19 protein-coding genes are annotated in these 18,796 nt (G+C 55.0%); 13 read left to right on the top strand and 6 right to left on the bottom strand.

Translation table 11 applies throughout. The features are described from left to right. Window positions 1–17: 17 nt before the first annotated feature. On the top strand, window positions 18–479 hold the full coding sequence (locus tag DUD43_RS09725; RefSeq protein ID WP_125304500.1) for a GatB/YqeY domain-containing protein: 462 nt from the start codon (window positions 18–20) through the stop codon (window positions 477–479). Beyond that, window positions 476–895 carry a PaaI family thioesterase gene (locus tag DUD43_RS09720; protein WP_153230125.1) on the top strand — a complete coding sequence of 140 codons (420 nt, stop codon included), beginning with the start codon at window positions 476–478 and terminating at the stop codon, window positions 893–895. The genes DUD43_RS09725 and DUD43_RS09720 overlap by 4 nt, the downstream gene beginning before the upstream one ends. Before the next feature lie 199 nt (window positions 896–1,094). Here the strand turns inward: DUD43_RS09720 and DUD43_RS09715 are convergent, their stop codons facing one another. Then, window positions 1,095–2,195 (bottom strand): alkene reductase, encoded by a 1,101-nt coding sequence (locus DUD43_RS09715; RefSeq protein WP_153230124.1) that lies wholly within the window; start codon window positions 2,193–2,195, stop codon window positions 1,095–1,097. Window positions 2,196–2,351: 156 nt separating this feature from the next. Between DUD43_RS09715 and DUD43_RS09710 the strand changes: the two genes are divergently transcribed. The 5 genes from DUD43_RS09710 (at window position 2,352) to DUD43_RS09690 (ending at window position 6,472) form a co-directional block, all read left to right on the top strand. Then, window positions 2,352–3,005: a potassium channel family protein gene (locus DUD43_RS09710; RefSeq protein WP_153230123.1), complete on the top strand. Its 654-nt coding sequence runs from the start codon at window positions 2,352–2,354 to the stop codon at window positions 3,003–3,005. A 3-nt stretch (window positions 3,006–3,008) separates the two neighbouring features. Continuing rightward, window positions 3,009–4,376: a TrkH family potassium uptake protein gene (locus DUD43_RS09705; protein ID WP_153230122.1), complete on the top strand. Its 1,368-nt coding sequence runs from the start codon at window positions 3,009–3,011 to the stop codon at window positions 4,374–4,376. Between the two features lie 132 nt (window positions 4,377–4,508). Beyond that, window positions 4,509–4,709 carry a hypothetical protein gene (locus DUD43_RS09700; protein WP_223254031.1) on the top strand — a complete coding sequence of 67 codons (201 nt, stop codon included), beginning with the start codon at window positions 4,509–4,511 and terminating at the stop codon, window positions 4,707–4,709. A 78-nt stretch (window positions 4,710–4,787) separates the two neighbouring features. Further along, a complete protein-coding gene (locus DUD43_RS09695; RefSeq protein ID WP_228125955.1) occupies window positions 4,788–5,399 on the top strand; it encodes a hypothetical protein in 612 nt (203 codons plus the stop codon). A 155-nt stretch (window positions 5,400–5,554) separates the two neighbouring features. Next, window positions 5,555–6,472, top strand: a complete 918-nt coding sequence (locus DUD43_RS09690; protein ID WP_153230120.1) for a formylglycine-generating enzyme family protein — start codon at window positions 5,555–5,557, stop codon at window positions 6,470–6,472. Window position 6,473: 1 nt separating this feature from the next. Here DUD43_RS09690 and DUD43_RS09685 read toward each other — a convergent pair whose 3' ends face one another. Beyond that, entirely contained in the window at window positions 6,474–7,121 is a 648-nt protein-coding gene (locus DUD43_RS09685) for a TetR/AcrR family transcriptional regulator (protein WP_228125954.1), read from the bottom strand. Between the two features lie 160 nt (window positions 7,122–7,281). Between DUD43_RS09685 and DUD43_RS09680 the strand changes: the two genes are divergently transcribed. Further along, window positions 7,282–8,433, top strand: coding sequence for an MFS transporter (locus tag DUD43_RS09680; protein WP_228125953.1), 1,152 nt, complete (start codon window positions 7,282–7,284; stop codon window positions 8,431–8,433). Between the two features lie 21 nt (window positions 8,434–8,454). Here DUD43_RS09680 and DUD43_RS09675 read toward each other — a convergent pair whose 3' ends face one another. The 3 genes from DUD43_RS09675 to DUD43_RS09665 are packed head-to-tail and all read right to left on the bottom strand — an operon-like array spanning window position 8,455 to window position 11,298. After that, a complete protein-coding gene (locus DUD43_RS09675; protein ID WP_153230118.1) occupies window positions 8,455–9,069 on the bottom strand; it encodes a helix-turn-helix domain-containing protein in 615 nt (204 codons plus the stop codon). Continuing rightward, window positions 9,059–10,132 carry a hypothetical protein gene (locus DUD43_RS09670; protein ID WP_153230117.1) on the bottom strand — a complete coding sequence of 358 codons (1,074 nt, stop codon included), beginning with the start codon at window positions 10,130–10,132 and terminating at the stop codon, window positions 9,059–9,061. The genes DUD43_RS09675 and DUD43_RS09670 overlap by 11 nt, the downstream gene beginning before the upstream one ends. Window positions 10,133–10,167: 35 nt before the next feature. Continuing rightward, complete coding sequence (locus DUD43_RS09665) at window positions 10,168–11,298, bottom strand: NAD(P)/FAD-dependent oxidoreductase (RefSeq protein ID WP_153230116.1); 1,131 nt, start codon at window positions 11,296–11,298, stop codon at window positions 10,168–10,170. Window positions 11,299–12,257: 959 nt separating this feature from the next. Here DUD43_RS09665 and DUD43_RS09660 point away from each other — a divergent pair. The 3 genes from DUD43_RS09660 to DUD43_RS09650 all read left to right on the top strand — a co-directional run bounded on the left by DUD43_RS09660 (window position 12,258) and on the right by DUD43_RS09650 (window position 16,162). Further along, window positions 12,258–13,616 (top strand): cytochrome c, encoded by a 1,359-nt coding sequence (locus DUD43_RS09660; RefSeq protein WP_153230115.1) that lies wholly within the window; start codon window positions 12,258–12,260, stop codon window positions 13,614–13,616. Then, entirely contained in the window at window positions 13,609–14,523 is a 915-nt protein-coding gene (locus DUD43_RS09655; RefSeq protein ID WP_153230114.1) for a c-type cytochrome, read from the top strand. The genes DUD43_RS09660 and DUD43_RS09655 overlap by 8 nt, the downstream gene beginning before the upstream one ends. Before the next feature lie 301 nt (window positions 14,524–14,824). Then, a complete protein-coding gene (locus tag DUD43_RS09650) occupies window positions 14,825–16,162 on the top strand; it encodes a D-serine ammonia-lyase (RefSeq protein WP_153230113.1) in 1,338 nt (445 codons plus the stop codon). Between the two features lie 67 nt (window positions 16,163–16,229). On the opposite strand, the gene DUD43_RS09645 is transcribed toward DUD43_RS09650, so the two are convergent. After that, complete coding sequence (locus DUD43_RS09645; RefSeq protein WP_153230112.1) at window positions 16,230–17,147, bottom strand: AraC family transcriptional regulator; 918 nt, start codon at window positions 17,145–17,147, stop codon at window positions 16,230–16,232. Window positions 17,148–17,246: 99 nt separating this feature from the next. Between DUD43_RS09645 and DUD43_RS09640 the strand changes: the two genes are divergently transcribed. Both DUD43_RS09640 and DUD43_RS09635 read left to right on the top strand, forming a co-directional pair. Continuing rightward, window positions 17,247–18,242, top strand: a complete 996-nt coding sequence (locus DUD43_RS09640; RefSeq protein WP_153230111.1) for a zinc-dependent alcohol dehydrogenase family protein — start codon at window positions 17,247–17,249, stop codon at window positions 18,240–18,242. Between the two features lie 64 nt (window positions 18,243–18,306). Beyond that, window positions 18,307–18,735, top strand: coding sequence for a DUF2946 family protein (locus DUD43_RS09635; protein ID WP_153230110.1), 429 nt, complete (start codon window positions 18,307–18,309; stop codon window positions 18,733–18,735). Window positions 18,736–18,796: the final 61 nt, after the last annotated feature.

The raw sequence follows: 18,796 nt of genomic DNA, 5'->3' as shown, positions 1-18,796 counted from the left end.
TTCAACCAGGAACCACCATGAGTCAAACACTCAAAACCCGTTTAGCTGAAGATATCAAAACGGCGATGCGCGCTCGCGATAGCGGACGCCTGGAGACCTTGCGTTTTCTGCAAGCCGCGATCAAACAACGCGAAGTGGACGAACGTACCGAGCTGGGCGATGCTGAAGTAACCAGCATCATTGAAAAACAAGTCAAGCAACGCCGCGAATCCATTCAGGCTTTTGAGTCTGCTGGCCGCACCGAAAGCGCCGAGAAAGAAAAATCCGAATTGCTGATTCTGCAGGAATACCTGCCTCAGCAAGCCGACAGCGCTGAAATTGATGCTGCCATTGCCGACGCGATTACCCAGGCTCAGGCTGAAGGCGCTCAAGGCCCCGCACTGATGGGCAAGGTCATGGGCTTGGTCAAAGCCAAACTGGCAGGCCGTGCTGATATGTCCCAGGTTTCCGCTCAAGTGAAGCAAAAGCTGAATCCATGAAGCATTTGCAGGCCGAACTGGCGCAGCCCAAACAGGATTTTTTCGGCACTCATATCCCCCTGATGCAGCACCTGGGCCTGCAAACTGTTAGCAGCACCGAGCAGGAAGTCGTCACCTTCCTGCCCTGGCAAGCCTGTAATGCCAACTCCCGTGCCGATGTGCACGGGGGCACCTTGATGGCGATTCTGGACTTCACCCTTAGCGCCGCCGCACGGGCACAACGCCCTGGCTCGGGCATGGCCACCATAGACATGAATTCCCAGTTCCTGCTGCCCGCGCGTGGCGATGTCTGGTTCAAGGCTCAATGCCTGTATCTGGAAGGCGATACCGCTTACTGCGAAGGTGGCGGGTATGACGAAAAGGAACGCTTGCTGGTTAAAGCTGCCGCCACTTTTCGGGTCGTACGAGGTAGCTAAACGCGATGATCCAATGTGCTTTGGCAAGACTGGACTGTCAGAACATCATTGATGCAGGCTAATCAGCCATCAGCAAACCAAGCGATCCCAAGAAAAGACGACACGCTGTTCCAAGCTGCTACGGTCTAAAACAAAGCGCATTAAAAAAGCCCGTTTGATACGGGCTTTTTTATTTCTGGCTACTTCATCACAGACACGACTAATGCGCCTGCAAATCCTCACCTACAGGCTGATCCCATTCCGGGCTGGACTTCAAAAACGGATAGTCCGTATAGCCTTTGGGCCCTTGTGTATAGAAAGAGCTGCAATCCCAGCCATTCAAGGGCGCACGCAACTGCAAACGCAGGGGCAAGTCCGGGTTGGACAAAAAAGCCTTACCGAACGACACGGCATCTGCCATGCCTTTGGATAAAGTGGTCTGTGCCGTGGGCAAATCAAAATGTTCGTTGGCGATAATCGCGCCGCCAAACTGGCATTTGATCATGGGCAACAAGCTGTCCGAAGCCGGGCTTTCACGCAGGAACAAGAAGGCAATATCACGTCGATCCAGTTCGCAAGCCACATAAGAGAACAAACGGGCCGGATCGGAATCCTTCATACCGTGCAAACCACCGCGCGGGGACAAATGCACGCCGACTCGGCCAGCACCCCAAATGGCGACACAGGCGTCCACAATTTCCAACAGGAAGCGGGCCCGGTTTTCAATCGAACCACCATACGCATCGGTGCGAGTATTGGAGCCGTCATGCAGGAACTGGTCGATCAGGTAGCCATTGGCACCGTGTATCTCCACCCCGTCAAAACCGGCGCTCAGCGCGTTTTGAGCGGCAACCGCAAAGTCATCCACAATATCGGCAATTTCTTCGCTACGCAGGGCACGTGGCACGACAAAGGGACGCTCCGGGCTCAAATGGCTGACCGTGCCCTCACAGGCAATCGCACTGGGCGCAACCGGCATTTGGCCATTCAGAAACTCCGGGTCAGACACACGCCCCACATGCCACAACTGCAACACAATACGGCCACCCTTGGCATGTACCGCCTCGGTAATCGTGCGCCATGCGTCCACCTGTGCACTACTCCAGATGCCCGGCGTGTGGGCATAGCCCACGCCTTGCGGCGATACCGAAGTGGCTTCGGCTACAATCAGCCCCGCACTGGCCCGCTGACAATAGTACATACGCATCAAATCATTGGGCATACGGCCCTCCGAGGCGCGCGCGCGTGTCATGGGCGCCATGATGATGCGGTTCATGAGCTCAATATCACCCAGTTTGATTGGATCAAACAAACTAACCATTGTTTTACACTGTCCACTATTGATGTTTCCGCCAGGGCCTGAACGACACGCGCCCAAGGGAATACCCGATAAGGGTTTTTACCAGATATGTCTTTATACCATCAACGCTTAATTTGGCTTGAAATTGTTTCAAGCATCAAACGGATCAAATAAGCTATGGCACAGTTCGCCGTCATAGGATTAGGCCGCTTCGGTTCGGCCTGCGCCCTGGAACTCATGAAAATGGGACACTCCGTACTGGGAGTGGATACCAATCCGAAACTGGTCAACAAATATGCGGACCAATTAAACCGTGCCGTCATTGCCGATGTCACTGACCGCCAGGCTCTGGAAGAGCTGGGGCTGGACAATTATGACGTAGTTCTGGTTGCGATTGGGGCAGATATTGAATCCTGTCTGGTTTGCGTGGTTCACCTGAAAAGTTTTGGCGTTCCGACAATCTGGGCCAAAGCCATTTCCCACACCCAGCATTTGATTCTGGCCAAGATCGGCGTGAACCGAATTATTCACCCCGAAGAAGAGATGGGTATACGGGTCGCTCAAATGCTCAGCTACCCCATGGTCAACGATTACATTTCCCTGGGGAATGGCGATTACATTGTAGAAGTGACCGCCAGCGACAATATGAATGGCCAGACCATCAAGGACGTGCTGCGCGAGCAAATGGCCGATGTGCAGGTCCTGCTGGTCAAACGTCGTGGCCAAACCACCATCCAGCCCGATGCTGATTTTGCCCTGCATGCCAAGGATCTGCTGATCCTGCTTGGACAACTGCAAGCACTTCGTACCGCCGCCCCCAAACTGGTTTGATGTATGCGCAACTGGCTGCCCAATAGTCTGACTCGCCGTCTTGAGGTCAATCCTCATACCCGCACCTTGAGCGCCAGCCCACCGCTGGTGCTGGCTCTGGGCTTTATGGCCCTGATTATTCTGGGCGCCATTTTGCTGAGCCTGCCGCAAGCGGCCCAGCACCGGCTGGGGATTTTCCAGGCGCTGTTCATGGCCACCTCGGCCGTCACCGTTACGGGTCTGGCAGTCATTGATCCGGCAACTGACTTGACGCACTTTGGGCAAATTGTTCTGGCGCTGCTGGTACAAATTGGCGGTATGGGCTTTGTGACCTTTGCCGTCATTGCCGCCATCACCATGCACAAGCGCATCAGTGTCAGCCAGCAAGCGCTGGCGCTGGAAGCCTTTAACCAAACCAGCGTATCGCGCATCCGCAGTACGGCATTTCAGGTGTTCAAGATTGCGGCCCTGATTGAGCTGGTCGCCGCTGCCATCCTGTTTCTACGCTGGACTATTGATTTACCGTGGACCACAGCCCTGTATCGTGCGCTGTTCCATGCGGTCACGGCTTTCAATAATGCAGGCTTCTCGCTATTTCATGACTCTTTGATCCCCATTTCCGGAGATTTTGTGTCGGTCATGACCTTGTCCGGCCTGATTATTCTGGGAGGGATAGGCTTTACAGTACTGGCCGACGTAGGCCAGAAAAAACGCTGGCAAACACTCTTGCCATACACAAAGCTAATCCTGATCGGCACGCTTGTCCTGAATCTGATTGGCTTTTTCAGCCTCTGGGCACTGGAATTCACGAATCCAAACACGCTGGGCATGCTGGGCCTGGGAGATCAGGCACTAGCCGCCTGGATGCAAAACGCCGCGACGCGAACAGCCGGTTTCACCACCATGGACATCGCCAGCCTGCGCGATAGCACCCAACTGACCATGATTGTGCTGATGCTGATTGGTGGCGGCTCGCTCAGTACCGCCAGCGGTATCAAAATCGGCACCCTGATTGTGTTGCTGGCGGCGGTACGTTCCTACATCCGCCAACGCGAAGAAGTGGTCCTGATGGAGCGCAGCGTGACTCCGGAAACCGTCCAAAAAGCCCTGGCCCTGTTTCTGATTACCGGCGCGCTGTACTTCATCAGCGTCCTGCTGCTGACCTTGTTTGAGGACATGCCCATCACCAGCCTGCTGTTTGAAGCCGCTTCGGCCTTGAGCACCACCGGCATGAGCCACGGCATTACCCACAAGCTATCCACGCCCAGCCAGGTTCTGATCATGGTGCTGATGTTTGCAGGCCGACTTGGGCCGCTGACCCTGATTTACTCGCTGGCCACGCGTAAACGCAGCCGCATCCGCTATCCGGAAGGCAACTTCCAGGTGGGCTAAGCCTGTCGCTAAACCACAGATATACAAGAAGTTTTAAGAAAAACGACTATTGTCATCGATTTTTGGTATGGTTAACGGATGTAAACATCGAACAACTACTGATCAGGACGCAGGCTTATGGATCACAGGAAGATGGCTACTTTAACCAAGCGCGCTGGCACCGGTCTTAGCGCGCTTTGTCGAGAACTGACCAGCCGTGGTATCAGCTACCACCCTCTGGTCGAGATGTATCAAAGTCAAATGGCCGTTATTGGTTTGCTCAGTGACGAGGTTGTCGCCCTGCGCAAAGAGTTGGACGATCTGAAAAAAGTAGTTAAGAAAAACGGCTCATGAGCCGTTTATTTTTTGCCTGCGATTAAAGCATCCCACCAACACCTTCCCACCCCTTTTGAAGCGGCCCTGTTCACACCCATGATTGTCACCCTGCCCCGTTTTTGGCTGTGCGCCGCTTTAGCCTTGTGTTCTGCCACTGCCTACAGTCAAAACGATCGGGTTCTGTCTACGCAAAAGCAGCCTGGCACCCTTCCCAGCATCCCCCCTATCCCGCCTGCAGCTCCCGTTCTGAACTACGGGACAGTCCTGTTCACGCCCGACTATCAGGGTGTTCGCCTGCATATCTATCTGGATGAATGGCACAGCCAGACCCAGCTGGACTCCGGGGAACTGGCCACTCCGGCGCGCCAGGACAATCTGTTTATCGTCTTGCATTACCGCTATACCAACACCAGCCCACGTCCCTTGAACCCGCAAATCCACCGGCCACGCCTGTTTCTGATGGATCCTTCGGGCCAGAAAGTAGCGCCCAATCAACGAGCGACACAGGATTATCGCTACGCCCATGATCTGGATACCGTTGGCCCGGACAAGATCAACCCCTTGGTAAGCGTTTCGGATGTCGCTGTATTTGAAATCAGCCCAGTCTTGTTTGATGCCAGTCGCTGGGGTTTTGTGATTCAGGAAGGCCAGGCTATCCGCATTCCCTTGTCAGTTGTTCCGGAAAAATCACTCAAAAACGCTGAATAAGCATAATTGACGCCCCCTCCATTCCAATAAATCATTAAACTCTGCGCACAGACAAACCCGTCTTATAAACAGGCATGGAATAATACGGGGCCATATAAGCGAAATTAATCGACAAAGCTCTCACTTCGCCTGTTGTCGAGAGCAAGGAAACAAGATTGCGTCATACCCCCGTCCGGATCAGCGCCACCCTCATCGTTGCCAGCGTCTTGCTCTTGCTGGTGCTGAGGTCACTGCCCTCGGGCCCCGAACCCGGCCCTGAACTGATCCAGGTAGAAGGCGGCTCTTTTATGGCCGGCAATTTCCAGGTGCCCATGCGCGCCCCCGACGGCGAGTTATCCGTGCAATGGGTAGCGCAACCGGATCAGGGTGCTCTGGACCCGTATCCGGTCGAGGTCAACGCCTTTTCCATCATGAAAAAAGAGGCGAGTAACGCCCTGTATGACCGCTTTCTGAAGCAAACTAAACGCCCTGCCCGCTGGCAGCCGGTAAAAGGCGATGGCGAACAAGCCGCCAATATGCCTTACGACGAAGCCGAAGCCTTTTGCGCCTGGTTAGGACAAGGCAATGGCCTGGACATGCGCCTGCCTACCGAAGCCGAATGGGAATACGCCGCCCGCAGCCGTGGCCAGCCCTTTCCCTGGGCCACCGATAATGGTCAATGGCAGGCAGGCCGCAATCTGCCCGAGCAAGGCAGCGAAGCAGACAAGACTGGCGCCTTTCCGCCCAATCCGCTGGGCATCCAGGATATGGCCAACGGATTGCATGAATGGGTCATCTCCGACCCCACCCGTGATCCAGCCCACGTACGGATTTTCAAAGGCGGCAGCAATGAGGGTGCCAACACACGCAACACCATCCCCACACGCGGCATAGTCTTTCCATTGTCGGAAGCAGCCATTGAAGCCAAACCCGAACTGGCCCGCCTGAAAGGCCGCCCGGTAGGCACCGTGTATTTTCAAAACGCCACCGCGCGTTGTGTGGCCCCCTTGAAAAGCAACGGCACGCCACCTGTATCGGCCACACAAAACACCATCCTGCCGCCGGCTTTTGATGATGTGACGGACAAGCCCTGAGCTATCCGTTCTTCAGCAAACCCGTGGCCAGTTCAACAAATGCTTGTTTGGCCTTTTCCAATTCAACGGCAGGCTGCTCGGCTGCAGCAATCCACAAAGCGGCATTCAGCGTGGCTCCACTTAACAGTCTGGACATCGCCTCCGCTTCGATCGCCTTGATCACGCCCTCACCTTGCAGTTGTTCCAAACATTTTTTTGTACTTTGAATACACGCATTCTGGTTTGACCACTGCGCGGGATTACCGAGCACAGCCGGGCCATCCAGCAGCACGATCCGTTGAATCTCGGGCTCCAAGGCCATCTCCATATAGGCGATGCTTTCGTTGATAAAGCCTTGCCAGGTCGATTCAGCCTGACTGACAACCACCCGCAAGCGCGCCGACATTTCCTGATCTATCTGCGCAATCACCGCCTCCAGCAAGCCCTTTTTATCGCCAAAGTGGTGATAAAGCGCCCCGCGTGTCAGCCCGACATTCGCCGTAAAGTCATCCATCGAGGAATCCGCATAACCCTTTGTGGCGAAGGCAAGCCTGCCTGCCTCCAATAAGCGTTGTCGTGTTTCCTTGATCATCTCATCGCGTTTTCTCACCATGAATGCGCCTATCTCCCAGTCCTGACCCAAAATCCATACGCCGCGTATGTCATTCACAAGTATCAACATACGAGGCGTATATTATTTCGCATACGCTACGTATGTTACTGCATACGTAGCGTATTTGAATGCTACAAGCTTCACCCCCACCCAACAAGGACTACCCATGTCAAACGCGTATGCAGAAATCTTTCATCCACCTGGGGCGAAAAGCTTCATGGCCGCTTCTACCCTGGCTAGACTGGCGCTCCCCATGACAACGATTGGCATTGTTGCCATGCTGTCGCAAACACATGGACAGTACTGGTTGGCAGGTGCGGTCTCTGCCTTGTTCGCCATTGCCAATGCCTTCATTGCCCCCAGGATCTCGAAATGGGTGGATGCGAAAGGACAGGCAGCCGTCCTGCGACCCGCCACACTGGTCACCCTTCTTGCTCTGTTGGGACTGGCCGCAGCGGCCCACCAGGACTGGCCGATCTGGACTTTCTTTGTATGCGCACTTCTGGCGGGTGTGATGCCCAGCATGGCGGCCTTATCTCGTGCCCGTTGGGCCGAGATGTTTCGCGGCAAGCCTCAATTGCATACTGCCTTTTCCTTTGAATCGATTGTGGATGAGATTGCCTATATTTGCGGACCCGTCTTTGGCATTGGGCTTAGCGTCAGCCTGTTTCCCGAAGCAGGCGTATTAAGTTCGGCGTTCTTCCTGGCAATCGGCTCTTTTTGGCTGTCATCGCAAAAAGCCACGGAGCCGCCCACCAAAAACCAGAGCGGCCTTATCACCAGTTCCGTCTTGAACTATCCAGCCGTGTGGATTGTTGCCCTCATGTTTGCAGGCATGGGCTGTATCGTTGGTACGGCAGAAGTCGCTGTTGTCGCGCTGACAGAAGCGCAGGCCCAAAAAGGAGCGGCAACCTACATCCTGTCCGCCAATGCCGTGGGCTCGTTCCTGGTCGGTATTGTTTTTGGCACGATGAGCTTCAAATCCTCGCTGACGCAACGCCTCTTGTACGCAGCGCTCATCGCCACCTTGATGACCTTGCCACTACCGTTTACCAACTCGCTCGGTTTGCTGGCCTTCCTCTACTTTCTCTCCGGCGCATCCTTGTCGCCCACCTTCATCTCCGGCTTTGGTCTGATCGAACACACGGTTCCTTCAAGCCAGCTAACCGAAGGCATCACCTATGCGCAGACCGGGCTGCTGCTTGGCTTTGCCTTTGGTTCTACGGCAACGGGTTGGGTTGTGGATGCCTATGGCCCATCCAGCGGTTTCTGGGTTGCCGTTGGGGGTGGTGTCGCCGCTTTGCTCACCATTGCAGGCGGATACAAGCATCTTTCAAGCGTTTCTACCCAACAGGCATCAGCAGCCTGACACTTTCTGACACGGCCAGGTTCAAACAATCCCCGGCGGCAATCCACTGGTACAGACGGCGACGACCTTGGCGTCGTCTTCGCTGGTGGACAGATAAATATGTCCGATGCCGCTGTCAAAATACGCCGACTCGTGGGCGTCCAGAAACAGGGTTTCGCCGGTTTCAAACTGGATGGCAATAGAGCCGGACAGCACAATCACAAACTCCTGTCCGGCGTGACGGATATAGTCGTCAAACTCGCTGGCATCGCGTGAGTCAATCACGGCCAGAATCGGGTTCATGTGCTTGCCGCTCAGCTCGCCAAACAAGAGGCCGTATTCGTAATTACGGGTGGCGTAGCCAGGGGTGGCGGTGGATTTGTGGCTGGAAATGCCCACTTCAGTGGTGGGCAAAGGCTGCTCGGTTTCCTGATCGGGAACGGCAAACAGCGAGCCAACTTCTATATTCAGGGCACGGGCCAGGACCACAAACTTTTCATAGCTCAAGGTGACCTGCCCCAGTTCTGCTTTGGAAATGGTAGAAAGCGCCAAGCCGGTTTTTTCAGACAACTGCTTGAGTGTCTGTTTTTGATTATGTCGGGCTTGGCGCAGGCGGGTTCCTACCTGTTCCTTGCTGAGCAGTTCATTACGTAGCATCCCTGGATTGTAAGCGGCGCAAACGGAACCAGGCAATCAGAATCCAGGCCATCAAAACAAAGCCCAGGTAGCCGAAAAACGGATATACCGTGCCCACCAAATTGATGAAACCGATCTTGGCGCCGACCAGTCCCAACACCCCGGCAACCGCCGTGCCAATATTGAATTTACGGGTATTGGGCGGGAAAATCCGGGCCGAGAAGGAATACAGCACGCCCACCGAGGTGGTCAGAATCATGGCAAAAATCACCACGGACATGATGGTTCCCAGCAGTTTGGACTGTTCGGTAGCCAGCATCAGCATGGGCAAGGCGGCCGAGCCAATGGTGTCGATACGGCCAAACACACCGGCACTGATCAGCACGATCAAAAAGCCCAGCAACAAGCCACCCACCAGACCACCCAACAAGGCATTGCGACGCGAGGTGGCTTGCGCACCCGCAATCATCAGGAACGGCGCTCCCACCACCATGTTGTAAGACACGTACAGCAAAGAGCCGACCAGCCAATGACCCGCACCTTGTGGTTTGGTATGCGCAATCACATCCAGTTCCTCCAAAGGCAGATCCCGCGTATTCCAGCTGTAAATACACAGGAAAATCACCATCAGTACCAGGATGGGCGTAACACTGCCAATAAAGGCCATCACCCGATCCACGCGCAGGAACACAATCAGCACCGTTACCAGCATGACCGCAATACTGCCGTATTCAGCTGGTATGCCCCATTGCTGCTCCATCAGCGAGCCGCCGCCCGCAAACATCACCACGGCAATGGCGTACATGAAGAAGGTAATCATGATGTCGACCACCACGCCCATGCGTGGCCCACAAATCAGATACAAACCTTCCTTGAAGGAATGCGATACCGAAACCTGGCTAAGCTCCCCCACCGCCATGCCCAGTATCGTGAAGCACAGACCACTGACCACCCCTCCCAGCAGCCCCCAATACCCAAAGCTGCTGAAAAACTGCAATATCTCTTGTCCTGATGCAAAGCCGGCCCCCACCACCACACCGACAAAGGCCATCGCAATGCCCAGGATATTTTTTATATTCGACATGCTTTCTCCTCCGGGAGATCAAAGTGCTGCTGTTTTTATGTTCTGAAACGAGCGGGTGACACCACAGCCGGATCAATCTTCAAGGCCTTCAAGGACTCGGGCAGATCCTGCTTTTGCAACAAGCTGGCCGCCAGCAAGGACGCACCGGCTGCGGTTTGAATCCCGTAGCCACCTTGGCCAGCCAGCCAGAAAAAGCCCGGACATTGCGCGTCCTGACCAATCACCAGCTCACCATCGGGAGCAAAGCTGCGCAGACCCGCCCAGGTGTGGCTAGGACGGCGAATGCGAAGTTGGGTGCGTTCTTCAATCCGGTAAATGCCGGTGGCCACATCCAGCTCTTCGGCCACTACATCATGGGCATCCACGTCGTCGGCATTAGCTGGCGAACCCAGCAACATGCCGGCATCAGGCTTGAAGTAGAACTCTTCGCCAATATCAATGACGGCGGGCCATTCACGATGGTCCACACCTTCAGGCGGCGAAAACAGGAATGCGGAACGACGCTTGGGTTGAATGCCCAACGCCTGCACGCCACAGCGCTCGGCCAAAGTATCAGCCCAGGCACCCGCAGCATTGACCAGAACGCGAGTGCGCAAGGTCGTGGGTTCGGAGGTAAGTTGCACTTCCCAGCATTCGCCATCCCACTTGGCCGACAGCACTTCCGTGTCCAGACGCAACTTCACGCCCTTGGCTTGCGCGCCTTTCAGAAAACCCTGGTGCAAGGCATGCACATCCATGTCCTGACCCTGGCCGTCATACAAGGCACCGGCCAATTGCGCCGGGTCCAGACATGGCACCATGGCCAGGGCTTCTTCAGCACTCAAGCGGCTGACATCCAAGCCTTGCCCATGCCAATCCTGATACTGGCTGTCCAGCAAACCCTGTTGCTCGGCGGTCCCCACATACAGCACACCGCGCGGCAGCAAAATCGGCTGATCGCTAAAGCCCGCAGGCGGATGGCTGAAAAAATCGTTGCCCGCCACCGTCAAGGCACGAATCGTTTCAGTACCGTAAGTTTCAACAAACATCGCGGCCGAGCGTCCCGTGGAGTGATACGCAGCATGGGACTCTCTTTCCAGAACCAGCACTTGGGCACTTTCGGGCAAACGGTAGGCCAAAGACACGCCAGCCATCCCGGCTCCAACAATTACGTAGTCATACACCATAAAATTCTCATATCCGATAATTGAGGGCTAATAGTAGGTCTTTCCCGAAAAAACATCCAAGAGGGTTTTTACTAGGCGGACACTTCCGGCTGCCTTGCAGGCCTTATGGAACGCCAGTTCCGAAGTCATTTCGATGTCAAAACAAGCGCTTGGAGGCTGTTTTAGCCAATGCAATCGGACTGCACGAAGAACGGTCAAAAACCGGCTATCGCGCCACCAAATTATTCAAACGTCATGGATTCTCTTTTAAACCTCGCCTATCCATAAGCGGTTGCCTCCCCGAAAAAAGGATAAAAAAAACCTTCTGACCCAGACGAGTCAGAAGGCAAAAAAGCGTCTGCCCGTGCTCAGCAGTACATTTGGAAGAAATCGGACATTACTCGATGCGGATTTCAAACACGACTTCCGAAAACCTCCAAAAAGAGCAGCGTGGCCTTATTTGAATAACAAACAAAACAGGTTTTCAGAAAAGTTGGTGTGCCATCTTGAAAATTGGCATAATTTTTGCTTTTACGGCCAGGAGGTAAAAAATTTCCGATATAAAACAGCATTTTCAAGGTCCTCTTTGGGGGCACCTCCATCCCCGCTCACAGTCTGATTTTGTCCGCCCGACTCAATTCAAACATCAATAAATCTGCGGCAATCCGTCGCTTTTCCATCTGCTCCAAAGTTCTCCACCAGACCCACATCCTCCTATACGAAAAACCCGGCAGCTGGCCGCCATCGTCTGTTCTGGCCCCTCATCCCTTTTAGTTCTCAGTCTGCTATTCAGCCGCCATATAACTGGCCCTTTAAGCTTACAATCGCAACCCCGTTATAAGCTTATATATATAACCCTTGAGTTAGATCAATTTTGCTCCGGACAAGGGTTTCTTGCCCCTTGGGCTCTCTATACCATGCGTACTGAGTGTGACTTGAAGTTATTTGACACATTTATTTAATAATTATGGGTAATGTCTATGAACGTCTTATCTAAGACCCTGATCCTTGCACTAGTGGGGCTGGGGGCTGCCTATGGCGGATCTCAGCTTATTTTGTCGCAACGCAGCATCGTCTCCTCCTCGGCAAACACCATCAAGCTGGATGATGACGCCCTGATCAAGCAGGGAGCTTACGTCTCCCGCACTGGCGACTGTGTGGCCTGTCATACCGTTCCTGGCGGTCAAAAGTATGCAGGCGGCCTGGCCATGCAAACTCCGCTGGGAGCGATCTACTCCACCAACATCACGCCTGACAAGGAAACGGGCATAGGCAACTACACCCTGGACGAGTTCAAAACCGCCGTCCAGCATGGGGTACGCAAGGATGGCGCCGCGCTCTACCCCGCCATGCCCTACCCATCCTACTCGGTCATGAGCGACGAGGACATGAATGCCTTGTACGCCTACTTCATGAACGGCGTTCCGGCGGTCAAGCAGCAAAATGCCGACCCCACCTTGCCCAAGCTCTTCCAGATGCGCTGGACCATTGCTTTCTGGCAATGGATGTTTGCGCCCACCGATCAGACTTTTGTGGCTGACGAAGGCCTGGATGATCTGAAAAACCGGGGTGCTTACCTGGTGCAGGGCCCCGGCCACTGTGGCGCCTGTCACACGCCGCGCGGCTTGGCGTATCAGGAGCTGGCGCTGAACCTGAAAGACGGCGACGACTACCTGTCCGGTGCCGTGATTGACGGTTGGCGCGCCAAGAGCCTGCGCGGCGAAGGTCGTGGTCTGGCCAGCTGGTCTGAAGAAGAACTGCTGGATTTCTTTGCTACCGGCCGTACCGATAAAGTGGCGGCCTTTGGTGCCATGACCGATGTGGTCGAACACAGCACCCAGTACATGAGCCCTCAGGACCAAAAGGCCATGGTGCAGTATCTGAAATCCTTGCCGCCCGTCAAAGGCCGCAATCCCGAGATCCCGCATCAAGCTGACACCACCACACAGAAACAGCTGGATGGCCAATACACCTCGCCCGGCGCCTGGTTGTATGCCACCCACTGTGTGACCTGTCACCGTGCCGACGGAAAAGGCGTACCCCGTATTTTCCCGGCACTGGCTGGCAACTCGGCTGTTTTTGCCAACAACCCGCAATCGGTCATTCAAGTGACTTTGGAAGGTGGACGCATGCCTGAAAACAGCGTCGACAAAATGACCTTCACCATGCCTGCCTTCCGCCATTTGGGCGACCAGGACATTGCCGATCTTGTTAACTACATTCGCACCAGCTGGACCAACCAAGCCCCCACCGTGCAGGCGGCCGACGTTGCCCACATCCGCCAGTTTGTAGCCAATAAATCGCCCAATATCCAGCCTCAAGGAGCCAGCCATGAGTAAAGCCAAAACCCTGTCCGTTCTGGCTGTGGCCATTGCCGGTGTCGCAGCGGCAAGCTGGTATGCCTTTGCGGCCAGCCCCGCCCTGACAGGCCCGACTCCCGCCACTTATCCCATTATTAATGTGGAAAGCAAAGAGGTCGTGGGCCAGTACACCATTCCTTCGGACCTGCTGATCGAGAAAGCCCCGGATGCCGAAGCGATTTTGTACGGCAAACGCCTCCTGAACGAAACGCGCCGTCTGCTGCCCGACAATGTGGGCGCTGCCATGAACTGCAATAGCTGTCATATTGACCAGGGCAAGGCCCCGCGTGGCGCGCACTACATCAACAGCTTTGTCAGCTACCCCAAAGTCATGCCCCGCTCGGGCAAGATGGTGGACCTGGCGGGCCGCATCAATGGCTGTTTCATGCGTTCCATGAACGGCAAGGCCGTGCCGGTGGATTCGCCCGAAATGCAAGGCATGCTGGCCTATATGAAGTGGTTGGCGCAAGGGGTTCAACCCGGTCAGAAAGTCCAAGTGCCTATTGATGGCCCGCTGGATCATGAGCTGATCCCCAATCCTGAACGCGGTAAAGCACTCTATGCAGTTCAATGTGCCAGCTGTCACGGCGAAGAAGGCCAGGGTCTGAAAGACGAACGCGGCAATATCGTGTTCCCGCCATTGTGGGGTGACGAGTCCTTCAATATCGGCGCGGGCATGGCGCGTACTTTCAAGGCCGCAGTGTTCATCAAATACAACATGCCCATGAGCGTGGCCTCCCACGGAGGCTGGGGCCAGGGTGGTGTGCTGAACGATCAGGACGCTGTGGACATTGCCGAGTACTTTACGCATATGCCACGACCTGACTTTGCCGGCAAGGTGAACGACTGGCCGAATGGTAAAAAGCCCAAGGACGCCCGTTATTAAGGTCTTTGTATCAAGACCTGTTTAAAGCCAGTCTGAAGGATTGCAGTTAGATCTCAGGATCGGCCTTCCCCCAAGCGAATGAAACGGCCCTCTTCATGAGGGCTGTTTCTTTTTTTTCTCGGGAAAAGACGGGGCTCAAGGTCTGCGCATCTCTTCTTGATAAGCTCAAGATGACCTCCTGTGACTGGCCGGAAACCTTCCCTTGAATTTCACTGACGTTCCTGCCTCTCTCTTCGTGCACAATCGTGTAGCATCTTTCCTCTCTCGACCCTTGAAGCTCAGTTATTAATCAGGTGCACACATGATCCATGGAAAAACCCTAGAGGCCTGGCAAACCAGCCACCCACTTATCCGCGATCTGATCGCCTTGAAAGAAAGCACCTGGTTCAATCCGGCCATCGCCCCCGCTTCTGAAGCCTTGGCGGATGTAGGACTGAACGCGCAAGATGTGCAGGCGGCCAGTGCTCGTTTGCAGCGCTTTGCACCGTATCTGAAAGCCGTCTTTCCTGATACAGCAGCCAGCAACGGCATCATCGAATCCCCTCTCAAACCTTTGAATCAACTACGCCAAACGCTGATTCAAGAAAACGCGCTGGCGCATGTAGGGGCCTTGTGGCTGAAGGCTGATAGCGAACTTCCCATTTCCGGTTCCATCAAAGCCCGTGGCGGCATCCATGAAGTCCTGAAACATGCAGAGGACCTGGCACTGGAAGCCGGTCTGATCACGCTGACGGACGACTACAGCCAGCTGGACAGCGAACAGGCCCGCGCCTTCTTCAGTCAATATTCCATCGCCGTCGGTTCGACCGGCAATCTGGGCATGTCGATTGGCATCATGAGCGCCAAGCTGGGCTTTAACGTCAGCGTCCATATGTCGGCCGATGCCCGCCAATGGAAAAAAGACAAGCTGCGAGCCAACGGCGTGAATGTGGTCGAACACCAGTCCGACTACAGCGTGGCGGTGGAGCAAGGCCGTGAACAAGCCTCCCAAGACCCACGTTGCTACTTTGTCGATGATGAAAACTCCCCGGATCTTTTCCTGGGCTATGCCGTGGCGGCCGAACGATTGGCCGCGCAATTTAAGCAAGCGGGCATTGTGGTGAATACAGACCACCCCTTATTCGTCTATCTGCCCTGCGGCGTAGGTGGTGGCCCCGGTGGCGTGGCCTTTGGCCTGAAACTGATTTTTGGCGATGCCGTGCATTGCCTCTTTGCCGAGCCGACACACTCCCCGTGCATGCTGCTGGGCGTGTATACCGGCTTGCATGATGAGATCAGCGTGCAGGATTTCGGCATTGATAATGTCACCGCCGCCGATGGCCTGGCCGTAGGGCGCCCTTCAGGGTTTGTGGGCAAGGCCATGCAGCGTCTGATCGACGGCTATTACACCGTAACGGACGAAGAACTGTACCGCTTGATGGTCATTGCCTACGAAAAAGACCAGGTCAAACTGGAGCCCTCCGCCCTGGCTGGTGTACCCGGTATGGCAAAGGTATTGAACTCGCCAGAGTATTTGCAGCGCATGGGCTTTACACTGGCTCAGCTGGAGAACGCTACCCATCTGGTCTGGGGAACCGGCGGCAGCATGGTGCCCGAGGTGGAGTTTCAAGCCTATCTGGATAAGGGACGTAGTCTGTAATCGGGAATAGACAGGACAGGCTCTTATGCAAAACGGAGCCTGTTCCATCTGGCCATCCATCCATCAATCAAGTCTCGGCTCTTTGTCTCTGACGCCACACACCGGGCGAGACTCCTTCCAAACGACTAAAAGCGCGGCTCAGGCTGGACTCATTGTCATAACCCACCTGCGCAGCAATGTCCCCTATGGTCTGCGAACCGGATGCCAGCAAAAGCTTGGCTTTATAGATACGCCAAGCGGTCAGGTACGCCAACGGTGCTTGCCCCAGCGCTGCCTTGAACAGAGCAGAAAAGGTAGACCGGGACAGTCCAATCAGTGCCCCCATTTCCTCCACCGTCCATGGATACGCAATCTGCTGATGCACAGCTTGCAAGACCGAGGCCATCCTGGGGTCTCGAATACCCGCCAGCAGCCCCGCTCCCAAAAAGGCACAGCGCGATAAAGCTCGCAGCACCTGAATAAACAACACATCAATCAAGCGGGCGTTAATCAGCTGAGTTCCGTAATCCCGATGTTGCGCTTCGGTCTGTAGTACATGCAGGATATTTTTTATGGCGTAGGCATCTTCCGCCTTCAAGCGAGTATGCACCAAGGGACCAAGCGCATTGAACAGGGGTTCGGCAGCCAGCTTATTGAAAGCAAAGCGGGCCGTCACGATTTCAGTCAAAGCACCGTCGCCACCATGGGTGATGGGCTCGCCATGCGGATACCGAGCCAAGGTGTCACAGGAAATCAACAGACTCCCCCCACCGTCGTACAGCGAGAACTGCACCCCAGGTTGAATAAGCAAGCAGGTATCCGCTTCCAGCAGCACGGGCTCTGCCCGCTGCTCCCCCTGCAAATAGCACGCCCCTTTGCTGACAATCAGCAGCCGCGCATACTCGCCGGTGTCAAAACTGACACTCCACGGCGCGCGCAGTTGAAAGCACGCATACAAAGCATGCCGCAAGCGCATGCCATCCAGAATTTCATCGAAGGGATTCATGACGATCAGACGATAGGACAGGAAAATCAGACTTTTAACTATAGATCGTCTGAAGCGCCAAGCCTAGCATGCTCCATGCAAGCATCAACAGGAGCAAACATGAACAGCTATCGTTTTACGCAATATGGCAGTCTGGACTATCTGGAACTACGCCAGGAACCGATTCCTGAACCCGGTCCTGGACAAGTGCGGGTTCAGATCATGGCCTCATCCTTGAACTTCAGAGACCTGCTGGTCATGAAAGATACGTTGCGCTATCCCAGCACACCAGGGGCGATACCGTTATCAGATGCGGCAGGCGCCATTGATGCCCTTGGCCCCGGTGTGCAACGCTTCAAGTTGGGGGACCCTGTCATCAACAGCTTCTTCCCAAACTGGTTCGGTGGACCGGCCCATGCAGGCCGAGAACAATATGGCATTGAGCATGATGGCTGGCTCACTCAATACAAAGTCGTTTCGGCAGAGGCCTTGTCACTTATGCCCACCCACCTGAGTTTTGAGGAAGCGGCAACCCTGCCTTGTGCAGCCTTGACCGCCTGGTCAGCACTGGAAGGCATTAATGCGGGTGATACGGTGCTGACACAAGGAGGGGGTGGTGTCTCGACTTTTGCCATTCAACTGGCCAAGGCAATGGGAGCCCACGTGATTTCCAGCACCTCTTCCGACGACAAGTTCGACAAGCTGCTGCAACTAGGGGCTGACAAGGTCTTCAACTACAAAGACACGCCAGAATGGTCCGAACTTGTACGAGACTACACGCATGGCGAAGGTGCCAATCGTATTGTTGATGTTGGTGGTCCGGTGACGATTGCACAATCCATCAAGGCGGTTGCTGCGGGTGGGCAGGTGTCCCTGGTCGGCTCCTTAGGAAAATCTGCGGAATCGCTGGACGTGATGGATCTGGTCTTTAGCCAGGCCAGCTACAAAGCCATCGGCGTGGGTAGCCGCAGCGATCTGGAAGCCATGAATCGAGTCATTAGCCAGCACCGAATTCATCCCGTGATCGATCAGGTCTTCGATTTTAAAAACGCCCATGAGGCCTACCGCTATCTGCAACAGCGCCATCGCTTTGGCAAAATCGTGATCCATCACTAATTACTGAGTCCGGACATTAGGTAAATCAAATCCAATTGAGAAGCAGTTGGAATACAATCGCGCCATGTCTGTCCAACGGCACTGCTCTCTCGCAAAGAATGGCGTAGCCTGGCAAATTCTTTTTTGCCTGGCGATCCTGTCATTTCTGTGCCGTTCGCTGATCCCGGCGGGATACATGCCGGATAGCTCGGGCAAGCAGGACGGCTTCTTTTCCGTCACGCTGTGTGCCCCCGGTGGAACGCCCAGCACGATCTGGATGAGCCTGACGGAACAGGCCGACCCGCCGCAATCCAATGAGCATGCGGACATTCAGAAGTGCCCTTACGCACTGGTTCTGTCCCAGGTAGCCTTGCCCAGCGCCGATATGGCAAGCCTGGATGCTCCGGTGGTTCACCAGCCTTTGCTCTTGGTACACCGTAATCAAAGCTTGCCGCCCCTGCCCGCCCTGGGGCCGCCGCTAGGGTCACGCGCTCCCCCTGCCAACCTTGTTTGATCTCTCGTAGCCGACTGCCGTCTGTGCAGTCGCTTTTCAGCGAAGTCATTCAAGGTTTTTT

The sequence above is a fragment of the Alcaligenes faecalis genome (genome assembly GCF_009497775.1).
Lineage (GTDB): Bacteria > Pseudomonadota > Gammaproteobacteria > Burkholderiales > Burkholderiaceae_B > Alcaligenes > Alcaligenes faecalis_D.
Note: the sequence above shows the minus strand (reverse complement) of the source record. Positions and strands in the feature narration are given on the sequence as shown.